Below are 19,588 nucleotides of genomic sequence, written 5' to 3'. Positions count from 1 at the left end.
TCAGGTAGCGGGGGCTTCCGCGCCCCGCACCTCTACCTGCCCCGCGTGCACGGAGAGCCAGAGCGTGTCCTCCGCCGCCGCGCCGCGCACCAGTGAGCCGTCCGTGGTGGAGAGGAACACCTGCGCGCCGCTCTTCGCCAAGTAGTTCATCAGATACGCGTTGCGCTCCGGGTCCAGCTCGCTCGACACGTCGTCCAGCAGCAGCAGCGGCAGGAAGCCCATGGAGGCCTCCAGGTTCTCGATTTCAGCAATCTTCCAGCCGAGCACCAGCGCCCGCTGCTGTCCCTGGCTCGCGTAGGCCCGCGCGCTGCGCCCGCCCAGCGTCACCGACACGTCATCCGAGTGCGGTCCCACCGACGTGAAGCCCCGGTCCAAATCCCGCCGCAGCCGCTCGTTCAGCGACTCGCGCAGCGCCACGGCCAGTGAAGCCTCGTCGGCCGTGGGGAAGTCGCCGCCCAGGTGCGCCGGGTGGTAGCCGTAGACGGCCGGGTCCACCGTGCGGCCAATGGAGGCGAAGGTCGCCTGCGCGCGCGGCGCCAATTCCGCCATCAGCGCGCGACGCCGCGCGTAGATGCGCGCCCCGGCCTTCGCCAGCGTCTCGTCGTAGGCCTCCAGGTAGGCGGCCTCCACCGAGTGGCCGTCGCGCAGCAGGCGGTTGCGGTTCTTCAGCGCGCGCGCGTACTCGCGGCTCTCGCGGAGGAAGGCCGGGAAGCGGTTGAACACCGCGCGGTCCAGGAAGGCCCGGCGCGAGTCCGGCCCGCCCTTCACCACCTCCAGGTCATCCGGCGTGAAGGCCACCACGGACACGCCGCCGAAGTACTCCTCCAGGCTGGCGGCCTTCTTCCCGTCCACGAAGGCCTGGCGCGTGCCGCCGCCGACCTCGACGGAGATTTCCCGCTCCGCCCCCTTGAGGAGGAAGCGGCCAGTCACCCGCGCGCCCTGCGAGCCCCAGCGGACCAATTCCGACAGGCGGCCCGCGCGCAGCGGCTTCAGGGTGGCCAGGAAGTAGAGCGCCTCCAGCAGGTTCGTCTTGCCCTGCCCGTTCTGCCCCACGGCAATCGTGGAGTGGGCGCTGGGCGAGAGCTGGACCTGGGGGAGGTTGCGGAAGTCCTGGACGTTGAGCGCGAGGAGGCGCACGGCCCCCTCCGTATAACCTTCCCGGCGCCGCTTCGGGGACCTATCTCACCGCCCGGGCGAGCCGGCGTGGACGAAGCCTGTCCGGGTGACGAGGAGGAGGGCTGGCGTGCCCGCCTCAGCGGACCTCTTCGATGGTGGGCTCCATGAGCACCTCGGCGGTGATGCTCTGGCCGATGAAGCAGTACTTGTGGGCCTTCTCGAACATCTCCCGCACCTTCGCGGTGTCCGTCCCCGGCGCGACGCGGATGGTGGGCTCCAGGCGGACCTTCGTCACGCGCGTCACCTTGTCCACCGTGTCGAGGGACACCGTCGCGTGGTCCTCGTACCCACGCACGTCCAGGCGCACCTTCTTCGCCAGCGCCAGGAAGGTGAGCATGTGACACGTGGCCAGCGAGGCGCCGAACAGGTCCTCCGGGTTCCACCGCGCGTCGTTGCCCGCATAGGACGATGCCGCGCTCACCGCGATGTCCTGCTTGCCCGCGGTGCTGGCCACCGCGTCCCGGGAGAACTCGGAGGCGGTGGAGCCCTCCCAACGAAGCTGCAGCGGAAACTCGTGCAAGGCCTGCCTCCGTGAAGGTCGAAACGTGGCGGGCAGCCTATGCCACGCCGTCTCATTTCACGTGAGCCCATTTCCCGTCCCGAGCGCGGCTCAGGAGCCGGCGGACTGGACGGCCTTGAGCACCTGGACCTGGGCCTCCGCGGGCTGGAGTGGCAGCTCCACGATGAAGGTGGCGCCCTCGCCGGGCTGGCTCTCCACGCGGATGGTGCCGCCCATCGCCTCGACGAGCGTGCGCACCACGTACAGCCCCAGCCCCAGGCCGCCATAGTGCCGCTCGGACACGGCGCGCTCGAACTTCTGGAAGATGCGCGCGTGCGCCGCCGCGTCGATTCCGATGCCCTCGTCGCGGACCCACAGCCGGGCAAGCCCGTCCCTCTCCTCCACACGGACGTGCACGGGCGTGCCCGCGCCGTACTTCAGCGCGTTGGAGAGCAGGTTGGACACCACCTGCTCCAGCCGGAGCCGGTCCCAGCTCCCCTCGCACGGGTTCGACGGCTGGAGTTCCAGCACGCACCCGGCCCGCTCCGCCTCGGGGACGAAGCGCGCCACCATCTCCTGGACGAGTTCGGACAGGTCCACCGGCTCGCGGTGGATGCGCAGCCGCCCGGTGCTGATGCGTGACACGTCCAGCAGGCCGTCGATGAGTTCCGCCAGGCGCATCACCTGCCGCTTCATCGCCGCCACCTCGCGGCTGTGGCGCCGTGCAATCGCGGAGTCCGGGTCCGCCTCGAGGGAGCGGGCCAGCGAATGGAGCCGCAGCCCCAGCGACGTCAGCGGCGTCTTCAGCTCATGGCTGGCGACGGACAGGAACTCGTCGCGCGCGCGGATGGCCTCCTGGAGGTGGCGCTCCACCGTCTTCAGGCGGGTGATGTCCAGGAAGGGCATCACCACCGAGGCGGGGTGCCCGTGCATGGCGGGCAGCAGCTCCGAGGAGATGCTGAGGAAGTGCTGGCCGGACGGCGTGTGCCAGATGACCTCCATCCCGTCCAGCTTCTCGCCCCGGGCCGCGCGGGTGGAGGGAATCTCGTCCTGGCCGAGCCGCCGGCCCTCCATGTCCGTGACGTGGAACACGTCGTCATTCGCCAGAGCGGGCACACCTTTGTGAAGGCGCTTCCCGTGGAGCCGGTCCGCCGCGGCGTTGGAGAAGGTGAGCTCGCCGGTGCGCGGGTCCGCCATCACCACCGGCATGGGCATCAGGTCCAGCACGGCCTCCAGCCACATGTGCTGGCTCTCCACCGCCTGCCGCGCCAGCACCTGCTCCGTCACCTCGAAGGACAACGTCACCAGGCCGTCCACCCGGCCCCACTCGTCGCGCAGCGGCTCGTAGATGATGTTCCAGAACTTCGTCTCGACGCGGCCCTGGCCCGTGTAGTCGAGCACCACCGGGTACTCATTGGCGATGGCCCGCTCCCCCGTCTCCACCACGCCGCGGTGCAGCGCCACGACGTCCGGGGACAGGTCGGGGATGGCCTCCGTCAGCGTGCGGCCCACCAGCTCGCGCCCGCCCATGAACTGCCGCTGAAGCGGGTTGGCAAACTCGTACCGCAGCTCCTCGCCGCGCAGGACGGTGATGGCCACGGGCGCCTGGTTGAAGAGCTGGCGCAGCTTCTCGCGCTCCGCCCGCTCCGCCTCGCGCGCCGACAGCTCGGCCGTCACGTCCTTGTACGCAATGGCGATGTGCGTGACGTCCGCGCCACTCGGCGCCAGCGGGAAGCAGTGGCAGGAGATGGCGATGCGGTTGGCTTCCTTTATCTCGATGTGCTCCAGCTCCCGCACGTCGTACCAGAAGACCGGCGTCTGAATCGTCTCGCCCGCGAAGGCGCGCCGGAAGTACGCGAGGAACCCGAGCCGCTCGAGCAGCTCGTCGCGGAACAGCTCGTACTCGGGCGGCGGCTCGGCGCCGAACATCTTCCGGTAGGCCGGGTTGATGAGCAGGCAGTGCCCGTCGGCCGTGAAGACGGCATACGGCACCGGCGAGTGGGTGAAGAGGCCCTCCAGCAGGGCCAGCGGGTCCGGCACCGAGGCGAGCTGCTCGCGCAGCGGCCGTGTCCCGGAGGACGCACGGGGGGAAGGCCCCGGGCTGGCCCGGCTCCGGCCTGCCCCGCGCTTCGCTCCCCGACCGTTGTGCGTCTTCGCCACATCCAACGGCGTACCAGAGCCGGAGGGGCCCTGCCCAGTCCGGGTCATCCCATACGTGGCCCCGCGTCTCGCGCCCGCTGGCTCGCAGGCCTGCTGGACGGGCTGACGGCTCCATTCGTGTGACGGCGCCGTGCGTCGTAGCGCCGTTGAGACTGTGCACCATGGGCGCGCATGTCAGGACGGGTAGGTGCTACAAGAACCCCCACGTATGGAGGTCCAGGTCATCAGGCTCGAGCAGGGAGACATCGGTCCGCGCATCGCGCTGAAGACGCAGGGCGGAGTCATCTGGGTCTACTGGCGTGGAGACCCGCCCACGCGCGGGCAGTTCACGAACGTGGAGCTGGCCGTCTCCCGGGTACTCACCTGGGGTGAGGAGCTGGAGACGGTGTCCGCCGCCGAGGCCGGAGAGCCCACGCTGGGTGTGCTCGACGGGACGCTCGAAACCGTGGACGCGGATGGCACCGTCATCCTGCGCGTGGGCCACTCGGTCGTCATGCTCTCCGCGGAGGGCACCCCGCCCGCGCCGGGTACGCGCGTGCGGCTGCGCAACTGCGAAATCACCGCGTACCCGACGAACCTGTAGGCCCGCGCCTCAGCGCGGCCCCAAGGTCTTCACCAGCTTGTTGTAGACACCCATCACCAGCAGCGGCGTCACCCACAGGCCCACGAAGCGGCCGACGCGCTCCCGGCCCGCGACTTCGAAGCCCAGGGAGACGGCCATCGAGCAGAAGCTGGCGAAGAGGAACACGTGCGAGGGCACCTTCGCCGTCTGTTGCTCCAGCAGGCGGGTGAAGGAGTCCTCCACGTGCTCGGCGCGCACCACGGGGGGCGCCACGTACTCCTTCTCCGAGGCCTCGCTCGCCGGGTTGACGTCCATTCCCATGCTCCCTCCCTGAGCGGGCAGGCAGGCCCGCGTCCAAGTCCCTCCGCTCCGGACGCAGCAGCGCCATGCAGCCGGGCCGAGCGGTCCCCATCATGGTGTGGCCGAGCACGGGAAAGGGCGAGATGGCGAGCGAGTCGACCGACACCGAGAGCAACCAGACAGCCGACCTCCTGCTCCCCGAGGATGGGGCGGGGCCGCTGCTCCAGCGCGACTACTGGGCGGTCATCAAGGACTGCCAGCACCCGCCGTCGACCGTCATGGATTGGGTGTGCCAGCGCTTCGCGGAGTTCGCGCCCTCGGAGCTGTGTGTCTTCAAGCGCGCGGACGAAGCCTGCGAGGGCGAGCCGCTGAAGCTCGGCGACGAGCTGTCGGTGAAGATTCAGGGCGCGGGCACCTTCGGCGTGCGCGTCATCCACAAGGACGCGCAGAGCCTCACGCTCGCCACCCTGCCGGGCCACCCGGAGGCGGGCCGAATCACCTTCGGGGCGTACCGCAACGAGCACGGCGACGTCATCTTCCACATCCGCAGCCGGGCACGCTCCGGCTCGCAGTTCCATTACATGGGGTTCATCACGGCGGGCGAGGCGATGCAGACCAACACCTGGACGGAGTTCGTGCTGCGCGCCGCCGTCACCGCCGGAGAAGGCGTGGTGGGCGTCATCCACGCCGACACCACGGAGCTGGAGGACGAGCCCGAGGGCTCGGACCCGGAGCAGGACCCCACGTTCATCGCGAAGGGAGACTAGGACCATGATTGAGTGGCGGTGGCTCTCCGGTTGGACGGAGGACGAGCTGGTGCCCCGGCTGCACGAGGCCCGCGCGCTGGGCCGCAACTACGCCGCGGGCGCGGGGGAGATGACGCTGGAGGCGGGCTGGAGCCAGGTGCACTCCGTGGGCCTGCTGGGCCACGAGCTGCCAGGGCCGCCCAGGCCCGAGGGCCTCTTCGAGCGCGCGCGCAAGGTGTTGGAGACGTTCGACTTCTCGGACCCGCGCATCGTCCGCTGGCACTTCTCCGCCGACGAGCCGCTGCGGGGACGCACCGTGCTGCTGGAGCTGATTTCGCTGGGCAAGAAGCTGCGCTACCTGTGCGCGGTGCGCGTGGGCGGCACGCGCCAGGAGCAGGGCGAGAAGTGCAGCGTCTACGGCTTCAACTTCGAGACGCTGGACGGCCACATCGAGGCGGGGCGTGAGTGGTTCCTGCTGAAGAAGGACCACCACACGGGCGAGGTGCACTTCCACATCGAGGCGAGCTGGCGCCCCGGCGAGTTCCCCAACTGGTGGAGCCGCGTGGGCTTCACCCTGGTGGGGCGGCGCTACCAGCGCGCGTGGCACCGGCTGACGCACGTGCGCCTGCGCGAGCTGACGCGGCGCCGTCCGGACCTGGTGGGCCAGCCGGCACACTCGGGAGAGCTGGAGCACTCCGGCCACGAGCTGGACCTGGGCCCGGTGCAGTTCTTCGCGCAGCGCGCGCCGGGGCAACGCAAGACGCAGATGGACGAGGAGGTGGAAGCCGTGCATCGAGGACAATGGTTGACTCCCCTGGGCCTGGGCGTGCTGGCCGGGATGCGGAGCATGAGTGCACCCACGCTGGTGAGCCGGCGGCTGTCGCAGGCGCCGGGCCCGAGGACGGACCCGCTGACGGAGGCGCTGGCGAAGCCGTGGGTGCCCAAGGTGCTCGGCCTGCTCGCGCTGGGCGAGCTGGTGATGGACAAGCTGCCGAAGACACCGGCCCGGGTGAAGTTCGTGCCCCTGGCGGGCCGGGTCGTCACGGGAGCGCTGGCCGCAATCTCTTCCGTGGCGGGCCAGAGGCGCGGCGTGGTGGCGCTGGCCGGAGTGCTGGGCGGCGCGGCGGCCGTGGTGTCGGCCTGGGCGTTCTATGAGCTGCGCAACGTGGCCACGAAGCGCTTCCATGTCCCCAGCGTGGCGGCGGCCTTCACCGAAGATGCGCTGGTGGCGGCCCTGGCCTCGCGGCTGATGCCCGTGGTGGAGGCGCGCGCGGAGTGAGCGGAGGACGCCACCGCTGAGCAGATGCTCCCTCCGCGTGCAGCTCGACGCGGAAGGGAGCGGAGGTGCCCGGGCAGCGCGTCTACGTCCCGCGCGACGCGGCGGTGCGGGCGGCGTGGACCAGCGCGGCCAGGTCCTTCACGTCCGCGCCCGGGTCCGCCGCCGGAGGCCGCGCACGGTCCGGCGAGAACAACCGCGCGGGCGTCTGGGATTGACCGCGCAGGAGGATGAACAGGCGCAGCGCGTCCCGCAGCCGCTCCACGTCCGGGCCTTCCTCCCCCCGAGCCCGCTGCGCCGCATTCCACAGGCGCACCCACGCGGCCTCTTCATCCCAGGCTCCGTGAGGGCGCTCGCGCGACAGCGCCGCCAGCTCCGCGGCCAGCTCGAACAGGGCGGCGCGTCCTTCGCCAAAGGCCGCGCAGGACTCCAGCCTCGCCTCGAGCGCGCGCACCGGAGTGGCACCCTCGCGCGCCGCCAGCCAGACGAGCAGCTCCGGCACCTCCATGTCGCGAGCCACCACCGGGGCCAGCCGCGCCTCCAGCAGCGCGTGCAGCCGCGCCCGCGCCACGCCCGTCCAGAAGGCCGCGTGCAGCAGCAGCTCCGGCCCGCTGCGAGGCACCTGCAGCGGCACCCGGGGCGCCCGCCGCTCCAGGAACTCCTTCACCCGGCCACTGGTGTCGAAGTGCTCCAGCCGCTCCCACAGCGCGGCCAGCGCGGACTCCGCCAGCGGAAGGGCGCGGCGCAGCTCATCCGCCTCGTCCGCGCTGAAGGGCAGCACACCTTCGGGCGCGGGGCGCTTGAAGACGCGCTCGAACACCTCGGCGGCGGCGCACGCGGCGCGCAGCTCCGGCAGGTTCCGGGGCAGCAGCTCCACGGCCCGTGCCCAGGTGCGCCGGCCCAGCAGCGGCCCCGCCTCCAGCACCACCTCTTCCAGCTTCAGCAGCGCCTCGCCCAGCGTCGCCGGGCGCTCCTCCTCGGGCAGCCGCCTGGAGGCCAGGTGCGCCAGGGCCTCGCGCAGACGCTCCACCTCGGCCATCAGCTTCATGGGCGCGGCGTCGCGGGGCCACCCCTCGGCGGCGGCGCGGCGCTTCAGCGCGGCGAGCGCGGCATCCACCTCCGGCTGGGCCTGGGCCACCTCGCGCAGCAGCTCGAACTGGGCGCGCACGCGGTCCTTCCAGAAGAAGGCGTCCAGCATGCTCCGCAGGGCCCGGTAGCGAAGGCGCGTGGCCTCCAGGAGGTCGGCACGGTCCTCCAGCCGAGCCCGCAGGTTGTCCGGGTGGGTGGCCACGCCTCCACTATATGGAGGTGGCCGGCGGCCGGCAGTCCCCCCTGTCCCGGGGCACCCGCACCAGTGAACGATGCGGGAGCCTGCTGGCGCCGCCCCGTCCCGCTTCGGCGCCTGGTGAGCGCGGCCCTGCCCTTCCAGACGAGGCCCCGGGCGCAACGAGCCCTGGCGGCCGGGCGCGCCCACGCTCCCAGGACGGAGCACGCCCGCGGGTCCGTTGCCGCTGTGACGCCCTGCCTTCACGTTTTCGTGCAACGCAGTTACCGGGCGTTGGGGGAGTGGAATGACCGTGAAGAACACAGGGAAGAAGGCGACGGACAAGAAGCCGAACATCCTCATCATCTGGGGAGACGACATCGGCTGGTTCAACCCGAGCTGCTACCACCAGGGGGCCATGGGCTATCGCACCCCCAACATCGACCGCATCGCCGCCCAGGGAGCGCGATTCACCGACTGGTACGGGCAGCAGAGCTGCACGGCGGGGCGCGCCGCCTTCATCACCGGGCAGTCGCCCATCCGCACGGGACTCACCAAGGTGGGCCTGCCCGGCGCCGACATCGGCCTCCAGCCGGAGGACCCGACCATCGCCGACCTGCTGAAGCCCCTGGGCTACACCACCGGCCAGTTCGGAAAGAATCACCTCGGAGACCGCGACGACTTCCTGCCGACCGTCCACGGCTTCGACGAGTTCTTCGGCAACCTCTACCACCTGAACGCCGAGGAGGAGCCCGAGTCCGAGGACTACCCCAAGGACCCCCGGTTCCGGAAGCGCTTCGGGCCACGCGGGGTGCTGCGTTGCCGGGCCAACCCCGACGGCACGCAGAAAATCGAGGACACCGGCCCGCTCACGCGCAAGCGGATGGAGACGGTGGACGAGGAGTTCCTGTCCGCGACCTTCGACTTCATGGAGCGCTGCAACTCCGAGGGCAAGCCCTTCTTCTGCTGGTTCAACTCGACTCGCATGCACGTCTTCACGCACCTGAAGAAGGAGTCGCAGGGGGTGACGGGCCTCGGGCTTTACCCGGATGGCATGGTCGAACACGACGGGCACGTTGGCCGGCTGCTCGACAAGCTCGACGAGCTGGGCATCACCGACAACACCATCGTCATGTACTCCACTGACAATGGCGCCGAGGTGATGAGCTGGCCCGACGGCGGCAGCACGCCCTTCCGCGGCGAGAAGGACACCAACTGGGAGGGTGGCTGGCGCGTGCCGTGTGTCATCCGCTGGCCGGGCGTCATCGAGGCGGGGACAATCTCGAATGAAATCATCTCGCACACCGACATGCTGCCCACGCTGCTCGCGGCCGCCGGTGAGCCTGACATCGTCGAGAAGCTCAAGCGGGGCCACACGGCCGGGAAGAAGAAGTTCCAGGTCCACATCGACGGCTACAACCTGCTGCCGTTCCTCAAGGGTGAGGTGGAGGAGAACCCGCGCCGGGCCTTCTTCTACTGGAGCGACGACGGCGACCTGATGGCCCTGCGCTTCAACCAGTGGAAGGTCAACTTCCTCGAGCAGACCAGCCATGGCGTGGGGGTCTGGAGGGATCCATTCAAGGAGCTCCGTGTTCCGAAGCTCTTCAACCTCCGGAGCGACCCCTTCGAGCGGGCCGACAAGGACGCGTCGATGTACTACGACAAGTGGATCGCCGACCGGATGTTCATCCTCGTTCCGGCCCAGGCCCTCGTCGGTCAGTTCCTGAAGACCTTCGAGCAGTTCCCGCCACGGCAGAAACCGGCGAGCTTCAGCATCGGCCAGGCGCTGGAGAAGGCACGCGAGAAACAGCAGCGGCTGGGCGTGGCGCCCGCGGACGCGGAAGTCTCGGAGGCGACGGGCGAGGAGCAGCCCGCGGTCCACTGAGCCCTCCCTCGCGGAGATGAAGACCCCGGACGGCGGTGGAGGGCGCGACAGCCCCCGCCGCCGTGCCGGCGTCAAGGCTCAGACGCGCATGGGCATGACGACGGCGGTGAAGCTGCGGTCGCCGGGGGCGTGGAGGACGCCCGGGCTGTGCTCGTCGCCCAGCTCGAAGGAGACCTCGTCCGTCTCGGTGACGGCGAGCACGTCCATGAGGTAGCGCGCGTTGAAGCCGATGGTGATGTCCGTGCCGCGGTAGGCCAGCTCCAGCACGTCCTTCGCCTCGCCCAGGTCCGGGTTGCTCGCGGTGATGACGAGCTTGTTGTCCTCCAGGCCGATGCGCACGGCGTTGCTCTTGTCCGCCGACAGCAGGGCGATGCGCTTGAGGCCCTCCAGGAAGCGCACCTTGGGCACGAGGACGACCTTCTCACCCTGCTTGGGGATGACGCGCTGGTACTCGGGGAACTGCCCGTCGATGAGGCGCATCACCATGGACAGGCCCGGCTTCTTGAACAGGGCCGAGTTCTCCGCGAAGCCCAGGTGGCACTCAGCGTCGGGGGCCTCGTCGAGCAGGCGCTTGAGCTCCATCAGGCCCTTGCGGGGGATGATGACGCCGCTCTTGAGCTTGAAGTCGCCCGGCACCTCGCGCTCGATGAGCGACAGGCGGTGGCCGTCGGTGGCGACCATGCGGACCTTGCCGTCGGCCTGGGGCTCGAAGAAGACGCCGTTGAGGATGTAGCGCGTCTCGTCGCTGGAGATGGCGAACTGCGTCTTCTTGATCATCTCCAGGAGGGTGTTGCCGCCCACCTGCACCATGGGGGCGCTCTCCTCCTTGGGCAGCTTGGGGTACTCCTCGGCGGCCATGCCGACAATCTTGAAGTGGGCCGAGCCACTGGAGATGTCGACGTAGTTGTTGGCCAGCTTCTTGAGGGTGACCTGGGCGTCCGGGAGGTTCTGGACGATGTCGAAGACGTACTTGGCGCTGAGGGTGACGGCGCCCGTCTTGATGACCTCGGCGGGGTGCTCGGAGACGATGCCGATGTCCAGGTCGAACGCCGTGACGGTGATGCCGCCCTTGTTCGCGTTGACGAGCACGTTCGCGAGGATGGGCATCGTCGTCTTGCGCTCCACGATGCCCTGAGCGCGGTGGAGGGCTCTCTTCAGCTCGTCGGCGGCGATGCGGAATTCCATCGGAAGGTGTCCTTACAGGTCACGGCCCAAGGGGCCGATCAATGAGGCCGGATGTAGCCCCTGCCCGAGGGCTCGTCAATGAACGGAAACGCCCTCTGAAGCCTCACTGTCCAGGCCCGGTCGCGCAGTGAATCCACACGGAGAGTCCCTGTCCAGGGGTTCAGGTCCTCACGTGCAGCTGACCGCGAGTCACCATCCCACGTCTCCGCTGCGGGCTGGCCCCGGTTACACAACCAGAGGACACTGAGCCCCCTTCCCTTTCTGGAGCCCCCATGAACGTCCGCCCGCTGCTGCTCGCCGCCCTCGCCCTTGGCTTCGCCGCCGGCTGTAGCAAGCCCTCCTCCACCCCGGGCACCCCGGCGAGCGAGCCCGGCACCCCGTCCACGGAGACGGCCGCCGCGCCCTCCGACTCCGCGCCTCCGGGCAACGAGCCCGGCACCGCCGCCGCGGCCCCCACCCCCGCCGCCGAGGCGCGGCCGGGTGAGAGCGCCGTGTACATCGTCAAGAACAGCGGCGTGCGCTGCATGACCACCCCCTGCCCCTATTTCAACGCCACCCGCGCGGACAAGCCGGGCTCCGAGCCCATGATGATTCACGAGCTGGACCTGTCCGCCGTGACGGGCGGCTCCGACGAGCGCACCCAGTCCCTGACGCAGCAGACGGAAATGGGCGAGGGCCTCAAGGTGGAGGCCACCCTGGAGACGAAGCAGAACGCCGGCCCCGCGGGCGCCGCCACCGTCCTCAAGGTCGGCAAGCTCGCCGACTGAAGGCGCGGGGCCACACGGCCCGGCTCCTCAGATGTGCAGCCCCACCTGGAGTCCGGGCCAGTGCTGGATGCGCCGGTCCGGCTCCGGCTGGCTCTCGCTCACCGAAATCCGGGTGATGGAGTCGAAGTCCGGCTGTCCCCACACGAACCACAGGTTGTAGGTGGGCCCGGCGAACACGGCCAGGCGCGGCAGCACCTGGAAGCCGAGCATCAGCCGCGCCTGCCCCAGCACGTTGCCGCCGTCACCCTCCAGCGGCTTCTGCACCGGCTGGACGGCGCCGCCCGTCACGTCCCCGTCCACCCACAGCCGGTGGCCCAGCGTCAGGTGCCCGCCCAGCCCCGCGCCGAAGCTGAAGCGCGCGTCCCGCCCCGGCTCGAAGCCCGACAGCAGCGTCAGGTAGAACGGCCCGCCGCCGAACTTCACGGCCAGGTTGGTGACCTGGATGTCGCTGGCCCACAGCTCGACGTGCACCTTGCCCTTGCGCAGCGCCCGCGACGTCGCCGCCGTGTCGGGCCCGCCCGCCGCCTGCGCGAGGCGGGGCCCACCCGCTACCGGCATCAGGCGGGAAGCCACCGGAAGCTCCCCGGCGACCGCCGCCCCTGCCCACAGCCACGATGCGAGGAGCGCAAAGGATTTCATCACCTCTGCTTTTCCAGCGTGAAGGACACCTGCGTCAAGCCCTCGGGCAAAGACAATTCACCCGAGCGGGCGTCCGAGCCCTCCGCCAGCGCCCGGGCCGCCGCCAGCACCGGCTCCACGTCGAAGGGGGCCTCGGCGGTGACGAAGAAGAAGCGCTCGAAGCGCGGCGCGTCATCCAGCTCGTACGCGCGGGGCAGCATGTGGGTGCCTGACGGCGCGAGTGCCACCGAGTGACTTCCCACGTCCGGCGCATGCAGGGTGACGGAGCCACGCCCGTCCACGGAGAGGATGACGCCGTGGGTGCGGCCCGCGGCCACGTACGCCAGCTGCACCACGTCACCCGCGGCGGCGGGAGCCCCGTCGGTGAGGCGCTCGGAGCCCGCGGCGGCCTGGCGGTGGACGACGAGCTGGGGCGCCAGCCCCTTGATGCGCGTCGTCTCGAAGGAGTCGCCGGACGTCGTCAGCCGGTCCGGTCCTGAGTCCGCCAGGTCGTCCGGGCGTGCCAGGACGAAGAGGGCCACGGTGGCGAGCGCCGGCACCAGGAGGCCCCACGCCGGTGCCAGGCGCCGCGAAGGGGGGCGGGCCTCCTTCCGGGACGCGGAGGCCGCCGCCGAGGAGGCGCGAGCCTCGATTTCACGCACCACCTGTCGGGGTGGCAGCCGCTCCAGCGTGGCGCGCGAGTCGGCCTCCAGCGCGGCCAGGCGCGCCGGTCCGTCGGGCTCCCGGGCCAGCCGGGCGCGCGCGGCGGCCAGCTCCTCGGGGGACAGCTCGCCCAGGGCGATTCGCTCCAGCAGCCAGTCGGGCGTGCGTTGGGGGGAGTTCATGCGGCCTCCAGCTCGAGCTCTTGCAGCACGGCGGACAGCGCGCGCAGGCGCTTGCGCACACCGGACACGGACATGCCCACCTCGCGGGCCGTCTCCTCCAGCGTCATTCCATCCACCAGGTGCAGCACGGCGATGTCCTGGCTGGAGGCGGGCACCCGGCCGAAGAGCCGGTCCAGCACGCCTCGCGCCGCGGTGCGCGACTCGGGGTCCTCCGCGGAGGCAATCTGCAGCACCAGCTCGTCCTCCCGGTCCTCCGGCCGCCGCTTCGCCCCGCGCAGCTTGTTGAGGCACACGGTGGTGGCGATGCGGTGCAGCAGGCTGGAAGGTGCGCTGTCCTTCAGCGCCCCCCGGTAGCGCAAGAGCTGCACGAAGACGTCGTGCATGGCGTCCACGGCCTTCTCCTCGTCACGCAGGAGGAAGCGGCAGCGCCGGAGCACCTGGGGGCCGTAGCGGCGGTAGTAGGCCTCCACATCGATTGACACCGGAGTCGCGCCTCCCTCGTTTCGCGAAAGGGAACACCGGGGCCCCGGAAAACTGTCACCGCGCCCCTTCACCGCCGCGTCCGTACCCCGTTTTGCCCTCCCCGGCCACCCGCCGGGCCCGCTTTTCCCACCCGCCGCCCGCCCGGCCTCCTTCACGCCCGGTGCGTGTCTTGCCTCCTCAGCCCCGCCGTGACGTGTGCGTCACCGGGCACCGGGCGCTTGCTCGCACCAGTACCCGACATCACCGGTGGGACGCGGAAGAAACCCGAAAGAGAGCGGGTAATCCTTCCCTGAGATGGTCTCCGAAGGCACACGCCCGTCCACCCGTCCCGCGCCCGTGATTCTCGTGGTCGACGACCACGAGGCGAGCCGCTACCTGCTCTGCGTCACGCTGAAGCAGGCGGGCTTCGCCACGGTGGAGGCGCCGAGCGGCGAAGAGGCGCTCCGCCGTGCCCGCGAGCTGCCGGACGCCGTCCTGCTCGACGTGAGGCTGCCGGACATGCTCGGCTTCGAGGTCTGCCAGCGGCTGAAGCAGGACGCGGTGACGGCCGCCATCCCCGTCATCCAGCTCTCCTCGGCCTTCACCTCCACCACGGACCGGGTGGAGGGGCTCCAGGGGGGCGCGGACAGCTACCTCGTCGCTCCCGTGGACCCGTCCGAGCTGCTGGCCACCCTCCACACGCTGCTGCGCGCACGGGCGTCCGCGCGCCGGCAGTCCAACCTCCTGGATGCCGAGCGGGCCATGCGCGCCGAGCTCGAGCAGGCCAACGCGACGCTGCGCGAGCAGGCCAGCATCCTCCGCAACGTCCGCGACAGCGTGGTGGTGACGGACCTGCAAGGCCGCATCACCCACTGGAACCACGGCGCCGAGCGCCTCTTCGGCTACACCCGGGAGGAGATGCTGGGCGGCACCACCGCGCGCCTCTACCCGGAGCAGGACCTGGCCGAGGCCACCCGGGACATCGCTCGCATCGTCGCGGGAGAAGACTACCGGGGTGAGTGGAAGGGGCGGCGCAAGGACGGCGCCGACGTCTGGGTGGACATCCACACCACGCTGATGCGCGGCGAGCGCGGCGAGCACCTGGGCTTCATCGGCGTGGCCAAGGACATCACCGAGCGCAAGCGGGTGGAGGACGAGCTGCGTCGGCGCGCGGACTTCGAGCAGCAGCTCATCGGCATCGTCTCGCACGACCTGCGCAACCCGCTCTCCGTCATGCTCCTGGCGGCGTCCACGCTGGAGCGCCGCGAGGACTTCGACGAGCGCACCCGGAAGCAGCTCGGGCGAATCGTCTCCAATGGCGAGCGGGCCAGCCGGATGATTCGAGACCTGCTCGACTTCACCCAGGCGCGGCTGGGCGGAGGCATCACCCTGGAGCGCACGGCCTCGGACCTGCACCCCGTGGTGCGCGGCGTGGTGGAGGACTTGCGCGTGGCCCATCCGGAGCGCGAGGTGCGGCTGGAGCTGTCGGGCGACGGGCACGGCGTCTGGGACGCGGACCGGATGGCGCAGGTGATGACCAACCTGCTCTCCAACGCGCTCACCTACGGCCCGACGGGCGAGCCCGTCACCGTGCGCGCGTGGAGCACCGACGCCGAGTGGCGCCTCTCCGTCCACAACGGGGGCGAGCCCATCCCCGCGGAGCTCCAGGAGGCCCTCTTCGAGCCCATGCGCCGGGGACTGAGAACGGGGAGCGCCTCCAGTCGCTCCATCGGCCTGGGGCTCTACATCGTCCGGCACCTCGTGGACGCGCACGGTGGCACGGTGGAGCTGGACTCCGCGCCCGGCCGCGGCACCACCTTCACCGTGCGGCTGCCGCGACAGGACGTGCCGCCGGCCACGCCGTAGCGCCTGACGTTCCGACCTGGAGGTCCCTGGCGCGTGCCATGCGGGCGTCCCATCGCTGGACCCGGTCCGGTCCGGAGGAATGGATGACGTCGTGTCCACGCGCGACCTGCGCGCCCCGTCGTGACGGCATCCCCTGAAGCACGAAACCGGGACGTCCTGCCCCCACTCCAGCCGCCCACAAGGCACGAGTCCTGCACACACGGCCAGGTCGGGCAAGCGGCCAGGCGGTGCATGACCGCGTGCTCATCAACTCATGGTGAGGCATCCGCGAGCGAGGTGCGCCTTGCAATGAGCGCCTGGAGCAACTATTGATATGGCATCAACTATTGATGATGAAAGGGCGTTGACCGCGAACGCGGCCCGAAAGCGCATCTCGGCCATCCTGAGAGCTGGGCGGGTGGGTTACTCGCGTCACGCGCGAGAGGAGCTGGAGAAGGACGACCTGACAGAGGTCGACGTGACGAACGTGCTGCGGGGAGGCCACATCACCGAGCCGGCGGAGATGGGGCAGGTGGACTGGACCTACCGGGTGCACACCGGGCTGCTGTGTGTCGTCGTGGCGTTCCGGGACGACACGGAGCTGGTGGTCATCACGGCATGGAGGAAGAAGCGATGAAGTGCACGCAGTGCGGTGGGAGCATGACGTCCCGGCAGGAGACGCGGAGGGCCTACGCGGGGCTGGAGGGCGTCATCGTCGAGGGCGTCCAGGTCCGCCACTGCCCGGCCTGCGGCGAGGAGGAGATCAGCTACTCGAACGTCGAGCAGCTCCATACGCAGCTCGCCCTGCTGCTCGCGCGCAAGGAGGCGGGGCTCACGGCGAGGGAGATCCGCTTCCTGCGCACCTACCTGGGAATGTCGGGCACCGACCTGGCCCGGCGCATGGGCGTGACGAAGGAGACGGTGTCCCGCTGGGAGCGGACCGACAAGCCCCTCGCCATGGGCCCCATGGCGGAGCGGCTGCTGCGGCTGATGGCCGTGCGTGAGCACCCCGTGAAGGAGTACCCGCTGGAGCGGCTCGAACATGTCGCGACCACCGAGGCCACCCCGCTGCGCGTGCGCCTCAAGCCGAAGAAGCAGGGCTGGACGGTGGAGCAGGCCGCGCCAGGCTAACCGCCGGGCGCCGAACCCTTGACGTTGCGCGGCAGCCGCACCGTGAAGACGGTGCCCTGCTCGACGCTGGAGCGCACCTCCACGCGCCCACCGTGGGAGCGCACCACCTGGTCCACGATGTAGAGCCCCAGCCCCACGCTGCGGCGGGTGCTGTCCGTGGGGACGCCGCGCTCCATGGGCCGGAAGAGGCGCGGCAGGACGTCGGCGGGAATGGGTGAGCCCGTGTTGTGCACCTCGAGCACCAGCGCCTCCGCCTCGCCTCGCGTCGTCACCGTCACGAGCGTGTCCGCGGGGCTGTACGCGAGTGCATTGGAGAGCAGGTTGCTCACCACCTGCGCCACGCGGCCCGCATCCCACGCGCCCCGGCCCTCTCCCTGCTGCTCCAACCGCACGGTGCGCTCCGGATGGGACACCTGCACCTCGTCCACCACCTGCCGGACCAGGGCATGCAGGTCCAGGGGCTCGGGCCGCACCGGGAGCCCGCCCGTCATGCGCGCCTGGGTGAAGTCGAGCAGGTCGTGAATCATCCGCACCGCGCGCTCGGCGGAAGTCTGGATGCGCAGCGTATTGCGGAGCTGCCGCTCACTCAGCCCTTCCCCGCGCAACACCGTCTGCGCGCCCAGGAGGATGGAGCTCAACGGGTTGCGCAAGTCATGCGAGACGATGCCGATGAGCTGCTGCTCGAACTCGGCGCTCCGGCGCGTCTGCTGCTCGGCCTCCTTGCGCACGGAGATGTCCATGGCCGTGCCCAGGAAGCGCTCGGGCCGGCCGCCAGCGTCGAAGTACGCGCGCCCCCGCCCCTCCACCCAGCGCACCGCGCCGCCGGGCGTGGCGACGCGGTACTCGACGGCGAAGGCACCGGCGCGCTCGCCCCGCAGCGCGGACTCTATCGCCTCCACCACGTGTCCCCGGTCCTCGGCGAGGATGACGGCGAGGACGGCCTCCAGCGACAGGTCATCCTCCCCCGGCAGCGCGAGGAGCTCGCGGGTGATTGCGTCCATCCGCAGCCACCGGGTGGCGAGGTCGAGCTCCCACGTGCCGACGCCCGCCGCCTGCTCCACCATGCGGCTGCGCTCCTCACTCCGCCGCAAGGCGTCCGCGACGGACTCCGCCCGCCGCCGGGCCAGGACCTGCTCCGTCACCTCGAAAGCGAAGACGTCGATGCCCTCCACCTCACCCCCCACCCCACGCCGCGCCTGGTAGATGAAGGTCAGGAACGTCTCCTCGAGGTGCCCCGTCCCCTGACGGTCCAGCAGCAGGCGCACCTCCTGCCCGACGAAGGGCTTCCCCGTGCGGTACACGTCATCCAGCAACTGGATGAAGCCCTGCTCCGCGACCTCCGGCAGCGCCTCGGCGACGGTGCGGCCCCGCAAGGAGCGCTTGCCGGAGACCAGCTCCTGGTAGAGCGGGTTGGCCAGCTCGAAGACGTGCTCGGGCCCCCGCAGCGTGCAGATGACCGCTGGCGCCGCCTCGAGCAGGTTGCGCAGACGCGTGCGCTCGGCCTCCGCCCCCGCGTGCGCCCGCGCCACCTCCACCAGCAGCCGCTCGCGCTCGGCGCCCGCGCTGGCCCGCGCCAGCACCGCGCCCAGCTGGCTGGCGAGCAGCGCGAAGAAGTCCTGGAGCTCGGGCCCGAACGACAGGCGCGGGCTGCAGCCCACCAGGAGCACGCCGCGCACGCCCTCTCCTCCCGGCTCGGGCAGGGGTAGCACGCACGCGTCCCGGACGGGCTCGGGCCAGAGGCCCGCCGCGAGGCCCGGCACGCGCGCCTGCACGTCCGACACCCACACCGGCCTGCCGGTGCGCAGGGCCTGCCAGAGCGGCCACACGGAGCGCGCGTCCGTGGGCTCCACGCGCTGGGGCGCGGCGGGCGAGTGGGGCTCGAGCCCGGTGAGGCCCACGCGGCGCAGGAAGGGGCTGTCGGCCCCTCCCAGGTACAGGGCGGAGAAGGGGACATCGGCCGCGTTGCGCGCGAGCACCGTCTCCGCGGCGGCACCCGCGGCCGCTTCGTCGCCCACGTCCAGCGCGCTCACGGCCAGGTCCTTGAACGTGCGCAGTCGGCGCTCGCCCAGCACCTTCTGCGTCGTCTCGGTACAGACCACCAGCACGCCCCCCACGCCGCCGTCGTCGTCACGCACCGGGCTGTAGCTGAACGTCCAGAAGACCTCCTGGAAGCCACCACCGCGCTGGATGGGAATGCGCTGGTCCTCGAACCAGACGGACTCGCCCCCCTGGACGCGGTGGATGAGCGGGCCGATGACGTCCCAGATGTCCGTCCAGAACTCGCGCCCGCGCGCGCCCAGGGCGCTGGGATGGCGGTCGACGCCGAGGCTCGGCCGATACGCGTCGTTATAGAACTGCACCATCTCCTGCCCCCACCACAGGAACATCGGCTGGCGGCAGGTGAGCAGCGTCGAGAGCACGCCGCGCAGCGAGTGGGGCCACGCCTCCATGGGGCCCACGGGAGTCTTGGACCAGTCCAGCGCGCGGGTGAGCGAGGCGAGCTCGCTCTCTCCCGGCAGCCAGGTCGTGGCAGGACGCTGCGCGCGTGGCTCCAAGGATTGCGTACCTCCGTGTCGGACACTCCAGCCGGGACGGGTCAATGTCCAGCACCCCGAAGGGCCCTGACGGGGCGGCGGAGACTCAGGGATGAACCGCTCGCAGAGCCGTGCGCATCCTCCCGCCAGGCGCCCGCAGGGCTGATCTGAAAAAGCTACAGAGCAGGCGGGCGGGCGGAGGCTCCTACGGAAGGGCCTTCCAGTGTCAGGTGGTCGATGAAAACGCTCCTGCTTCGCTGTAACCGGGAAACGGGTCCCCACTACCGTCCGTTCATTACTAGCTTCCGCCCCCTGCCCGTGTCCTCCCTGCCC

18 protein-coding genes are annotated in these 19,588 nt (G+C 70.8%); 8 read left to right on the top strand and 10 right to left on the bottom strand.

The window, feature by feature from the left end; translation table 11 throughout:
- From recF to G4D85_RS11835, 3 genes are all read right to left on the bottom strand, one after another.
- Window positions 1–1,137 (bottom strand): DNA replication/repair protein RecF, encoded by a 1,137-nt coding sequence (gene recF / locus G4D85_RS11845; RefSeq protein WP_164011224.1) that lies wholly within the window; start codon window positions 1,135–1,137, stop codon window positions 1–3.
- Between the two features lie 115 nt (window positions 1,138–1,252).
- A complete protein-coding gene (locus G4D85_RS11840) occupies window positions 1,253–1,696 on the bottom strand; it encodes an OsmC family protein (RefSeq protein ID WP_164011221.1) in 444 nt (147 codons plus the stop codon).
- A 90-nt stretch (window positions 1,697–1,786) separates the two neighbouring features.
- Window positions 1,787–3,715, bottom strand: coding sequence for a sensor histidine kinase (locus G4D85_RS11835; protein WP_240359218.1), 1,929 nt, complete (start codon window positions 3,713–3,715; stop codon window positions 1,787–1,789).
- A gap of 328 nt (window positions 3,716–4,043) precedes the next feature.
- On the opposite strand from G4D85_RS11835, the gene G4D85_RS11830 reads away from it, so the two are divergent.
- Complete coding sequence (locus tag G4D85_RS11830) at window positions 4,044–4,418, top strand: hypothetical protein (protein ID WP_164011217.1); 375 nt, start codon at window positions 4,044–4,046, stop codon at window positions 4,416–4,418.
- A 9-nt stretch (window positions 4,419–4,427) separates the two neighbouring features.
- On the opposite strand, the gene G4D85_RS11825 is transcribed toward G4D85_RS11830, so the two are convergent.
- A complete protein-coding gene (locus tag G4D85_RS11825; RefSeq protein WP_164011215.1) occupies window positions 4,428–4,718 on the bottom strand; it encodes a hypothetical protein in 291 nt (96 codons plus the stop codon).
- Between the two features lie 122 nt (window positions 4,719–4,840).
- On the opposite strand from G4D85_RS11825, the gene G4D85_RS11820 reads away from it, so the two are divergent.
- Together G4D85_RS11820 and G4D85_RS11815 are read left to right on the top strand one after the other, a co-directional pair.
- Complete coding sequence (locus tag G4D85_RS11820) at window positions 4,841–5,464, top strand: DUF1990 family protein (RefSeq protein ID WP_164011213.1); 624 nt, start codon at window positions 4,841–4,843, stop codon at window positions 5,462–5,464.
- 4 nt (window positions 5,465–5,468) lie between these two features.
- Window positions 5,469–6,722 carry a DUF1990 family protein gene (locus G4D85_RS11815; protein ID WP_164011212.1) on the top strand — a complete coding sequence of 418 codons (1,254 nt, stop codon included), beginning with the start codon at window positions 5,469–5,471 and terminating at the stop codon, window positions 6,720–6,722.
- 82 nt (window positions 6,723–6,804) lie between these two features.
- Here G4D85_RS11815 and G4D85_RS11810 read toward each other — a convergent pair whose 3' ends face one another.
- Window positions 6,805–8,010: an ATP-binding protein gene (locus tag G4D85_RS11810; RefSeq protein WP_164011210.1), complete on the bottom strand. Its 1,206-nt coding sequence runs from the start codon at window positions 8,008–8,010 to the stop codon at window positions 6,805–6,807.
- Window positions 8,011–8,290: 280 nt separating this feature from the next.
- Here G4D85_RS11810 and G4D85_RS11805 point away from each other — a divergent pair, with 280 nt between their 5' ends.
- A complete protein-coding gene (locus G4D85_RS11805) occupies window positions 8,291–9,868 on the top strand; it encodes an arylsulfatase (protein ID WP_164011208.1) in 1,578 nt (525 codons plus the stop codon).
- Window positions 9,869–9,946: 78 nt separating this feature from the next.
- On the opposite strand, the gene dnaN is transcribed toward G4D85_RS11805, so the two are convergent.
- Complete coding sequence (dnaN, locus tag G4D85_RS11800) at window positions 9,947–11,053, bottom strand: DNA polymerase III subunit beta (protein ID WP_164011206.1); 1,107 nt, start codon at window positions 11,051–11,053, stop codon at window positions 9,947–9,949.
- A 272-nt stretch (window positions 11,054–11,325) separates the two neighbouring features.
- On the opposite strand from dnaN, the gene G4D85_RS11795 reads away from it, so the two are divergent.
- Window positions 11,326–11,820: a DUF6748 domain-containing protein gene (locus G4D85_RS11795; RefSeq protein WP_164011204.1), complete on the top strand. Its 495-nt coding sequence runs from the start codon at window positions 11,326–11,328 to the stop codon at window positions 11,818–11,820.
- 27 nt (window positions 11,821–11,847) lie between these two features.
- Here G4D85_RS11795 and G4D85_RS11790 read toward each other — a convergent pair whose 3' ends face one another.
- From G4D85_RS11790 to G4D85_RS11780, 3 genes are all read right to left on the bottom strand, one after another.
- Window positions 11,848–12,393, bottom strand: coding sequence for a peptidase (locus G4D85_RS11790; RefSeq protein WP_240359216.1), 546 nt, complete (start codon window positions 12,391–12,393; stop codon window positions 11,848–11,850).
- Window positions 12,394–12,458: 65 nt separating this feature from the next.
- Window positions 12,459–13,283, bottom strand: a complete 825-nt coding sequence (locus tag G4D85_RS11785) for an ActD-like protein (RefSeq protein ID WP_164011200.1) — start codon at window positions 13,281–13,283, stop codon at window positions 12,459–12,461.
- Complete coding sequence (locus G4D85_RS11780) at window positions 13,280–13,765, bottom strand: RNA polymerase sigma factor (RefSeq protein ID WP_164011198.1); 486 nt, start codon at window positions 13,763–13,765, stop codon at window positions 13,280–13,282. The genes G4D85_RS11785 and G4D85_RS11780 overlap by 4 nt, the downstream gene beginning before the upstream one ends.
- 337 nt (window positions 13,766–14,102) lie before the next feature.
- On the opposite strand from G4D85_RS11780, the gene G4D85_RS11775 reads away from it, so the two are divergent.
- From G4D85_RS11775 to G4D85_RS11765, 3 genes are all read left to right on the top strand, one after another.
- On the top strand, window positions 14,103–15,611 hold the full coding sequence (locus G4D85_RS11775; protein WP_164011196.1) for a sensor histidine kinase: 1,509 nt from the start codon (window positions 14,103–14,105) through the stop codon (window positions 15,609–15,611).
- A gap of 343 nt (window positions 15,612–15,954) precedes the next feature.
- Window positions 15,955–16,227 (top strand): DUF4258 domain-containing protein, encoded by a 273-nt coding sequence (locus G4D85_RS11770; protein WP_205525515.1) that lies wholly within the window; start codon window positions 15,955–15,957, stop codon window positions 16,225–16,227.
- A complete protein-coding gene (locus G4D85_RS11765; RefSeq protein WP_164011192.1) occupies window positions 16,224–16,721 on the top strand; it encodes a type II TA system antitoxin MqsA family protein in 498 nt (165 codons plus the stop codon). The genes G4D85_RS11770 and G4D85_RS11765 overlap by 4 nt, the downstream gene beginning before the upstream one ends.
- Here the strand turns inward: G4D85_RS11765 and G4D85_RS11760 are convergent.
- Window positions 16,718–19,276 (bottom strand): sensor histidine kinase, encoded by a 2,559-nt coding sequence (locus G4D85_RS11760; RefSeq protein ID WP_164011190.1) that lies wholly within the window; start codon window positions 19,274–19,276, stop codon window positions 16,718–16,720. The genes G4D85_RS11765 and G4D85_RS11760 overlap by 4 nt on opposite strands.
- Window positions 19,277–19,588: the final 312 nt, after the last annotated feature.

The organism is Pyxidicoccus trucidator (assembly GCF_010894435.1).
Taxonomy (GTDB): domain Bacteria; phylum Myxococcota; class Myxococcia; order Myxococcales; family Myxococcaceae; genus Myxococcus; species Myxococcus trucidator.
This window is presented reverse-complemented; position numbering and strand designations above follow the sequence as displayed.

Coding starts and splice junctions, on each gene's coding strand:
- G4D85_RS11805 (WP_164011208.1), top strand. CDS start 8,291: ATGACCGTGAAGAACACAGGGAAGAAGGCGACGGACAAGAAGCCGAAC.
- G4D85_RS11765 (WP_164011192.1), top strand. CDS start 16,224: ATGAAGTGCACGCAGTGCGGTGGGAGCATGACGTCCCGGCAGGAGACG.
- G4D85_RS11785 (WP_164011200.1), bottom strand. CDS start 13,283: ATGAACTCCCCCCAACGCACGCCCGACTGGCTGCTGGAGCGAATCGCC.
- G4D85_RS11795 (WP_164011204.1), top strand. CDS start 11,326: ATGAACGTCCGCCCGCTGCTGCTCGCCGCCCTCGCCCTTGGCTTCGCC.
- G4D85_RS11820 (WP_164011213.1), top strand. CDS start 4,841: ATGGCGAGCGAGTCGACCGACACCGAGAGCAACCAGACAGCCGACCTC.
- G4D85_RS11825 (WP_164011215.1), bottom strand. CDS start 4,718: ATGGGAATGGACGTCAACCCGGCGAGCGAGGCCTCGGAGAAGGAGTAC.
- G4D85_RS11830 (WP_164011217.1), top strand. CDS start 4,044: ATGGAGGTCCAGGTCATCAGGCTCGAGCAGGGAGACATCGGTCCGCGC.
- G4D85_RS11815 (WP_164011212.1), top strand. CDS start 5,469: ATGATTGAGTGGCGGTGGCTCTCCGGTTGGACGGAGGACGAGCTGGTG.
- dnaN (WP_164011206.1), bottom strand. CDS start 11,053: ATGGAATTCCGCATCGCCGCCGACGAGCTGAAGAGAGCCCTCCACCGC.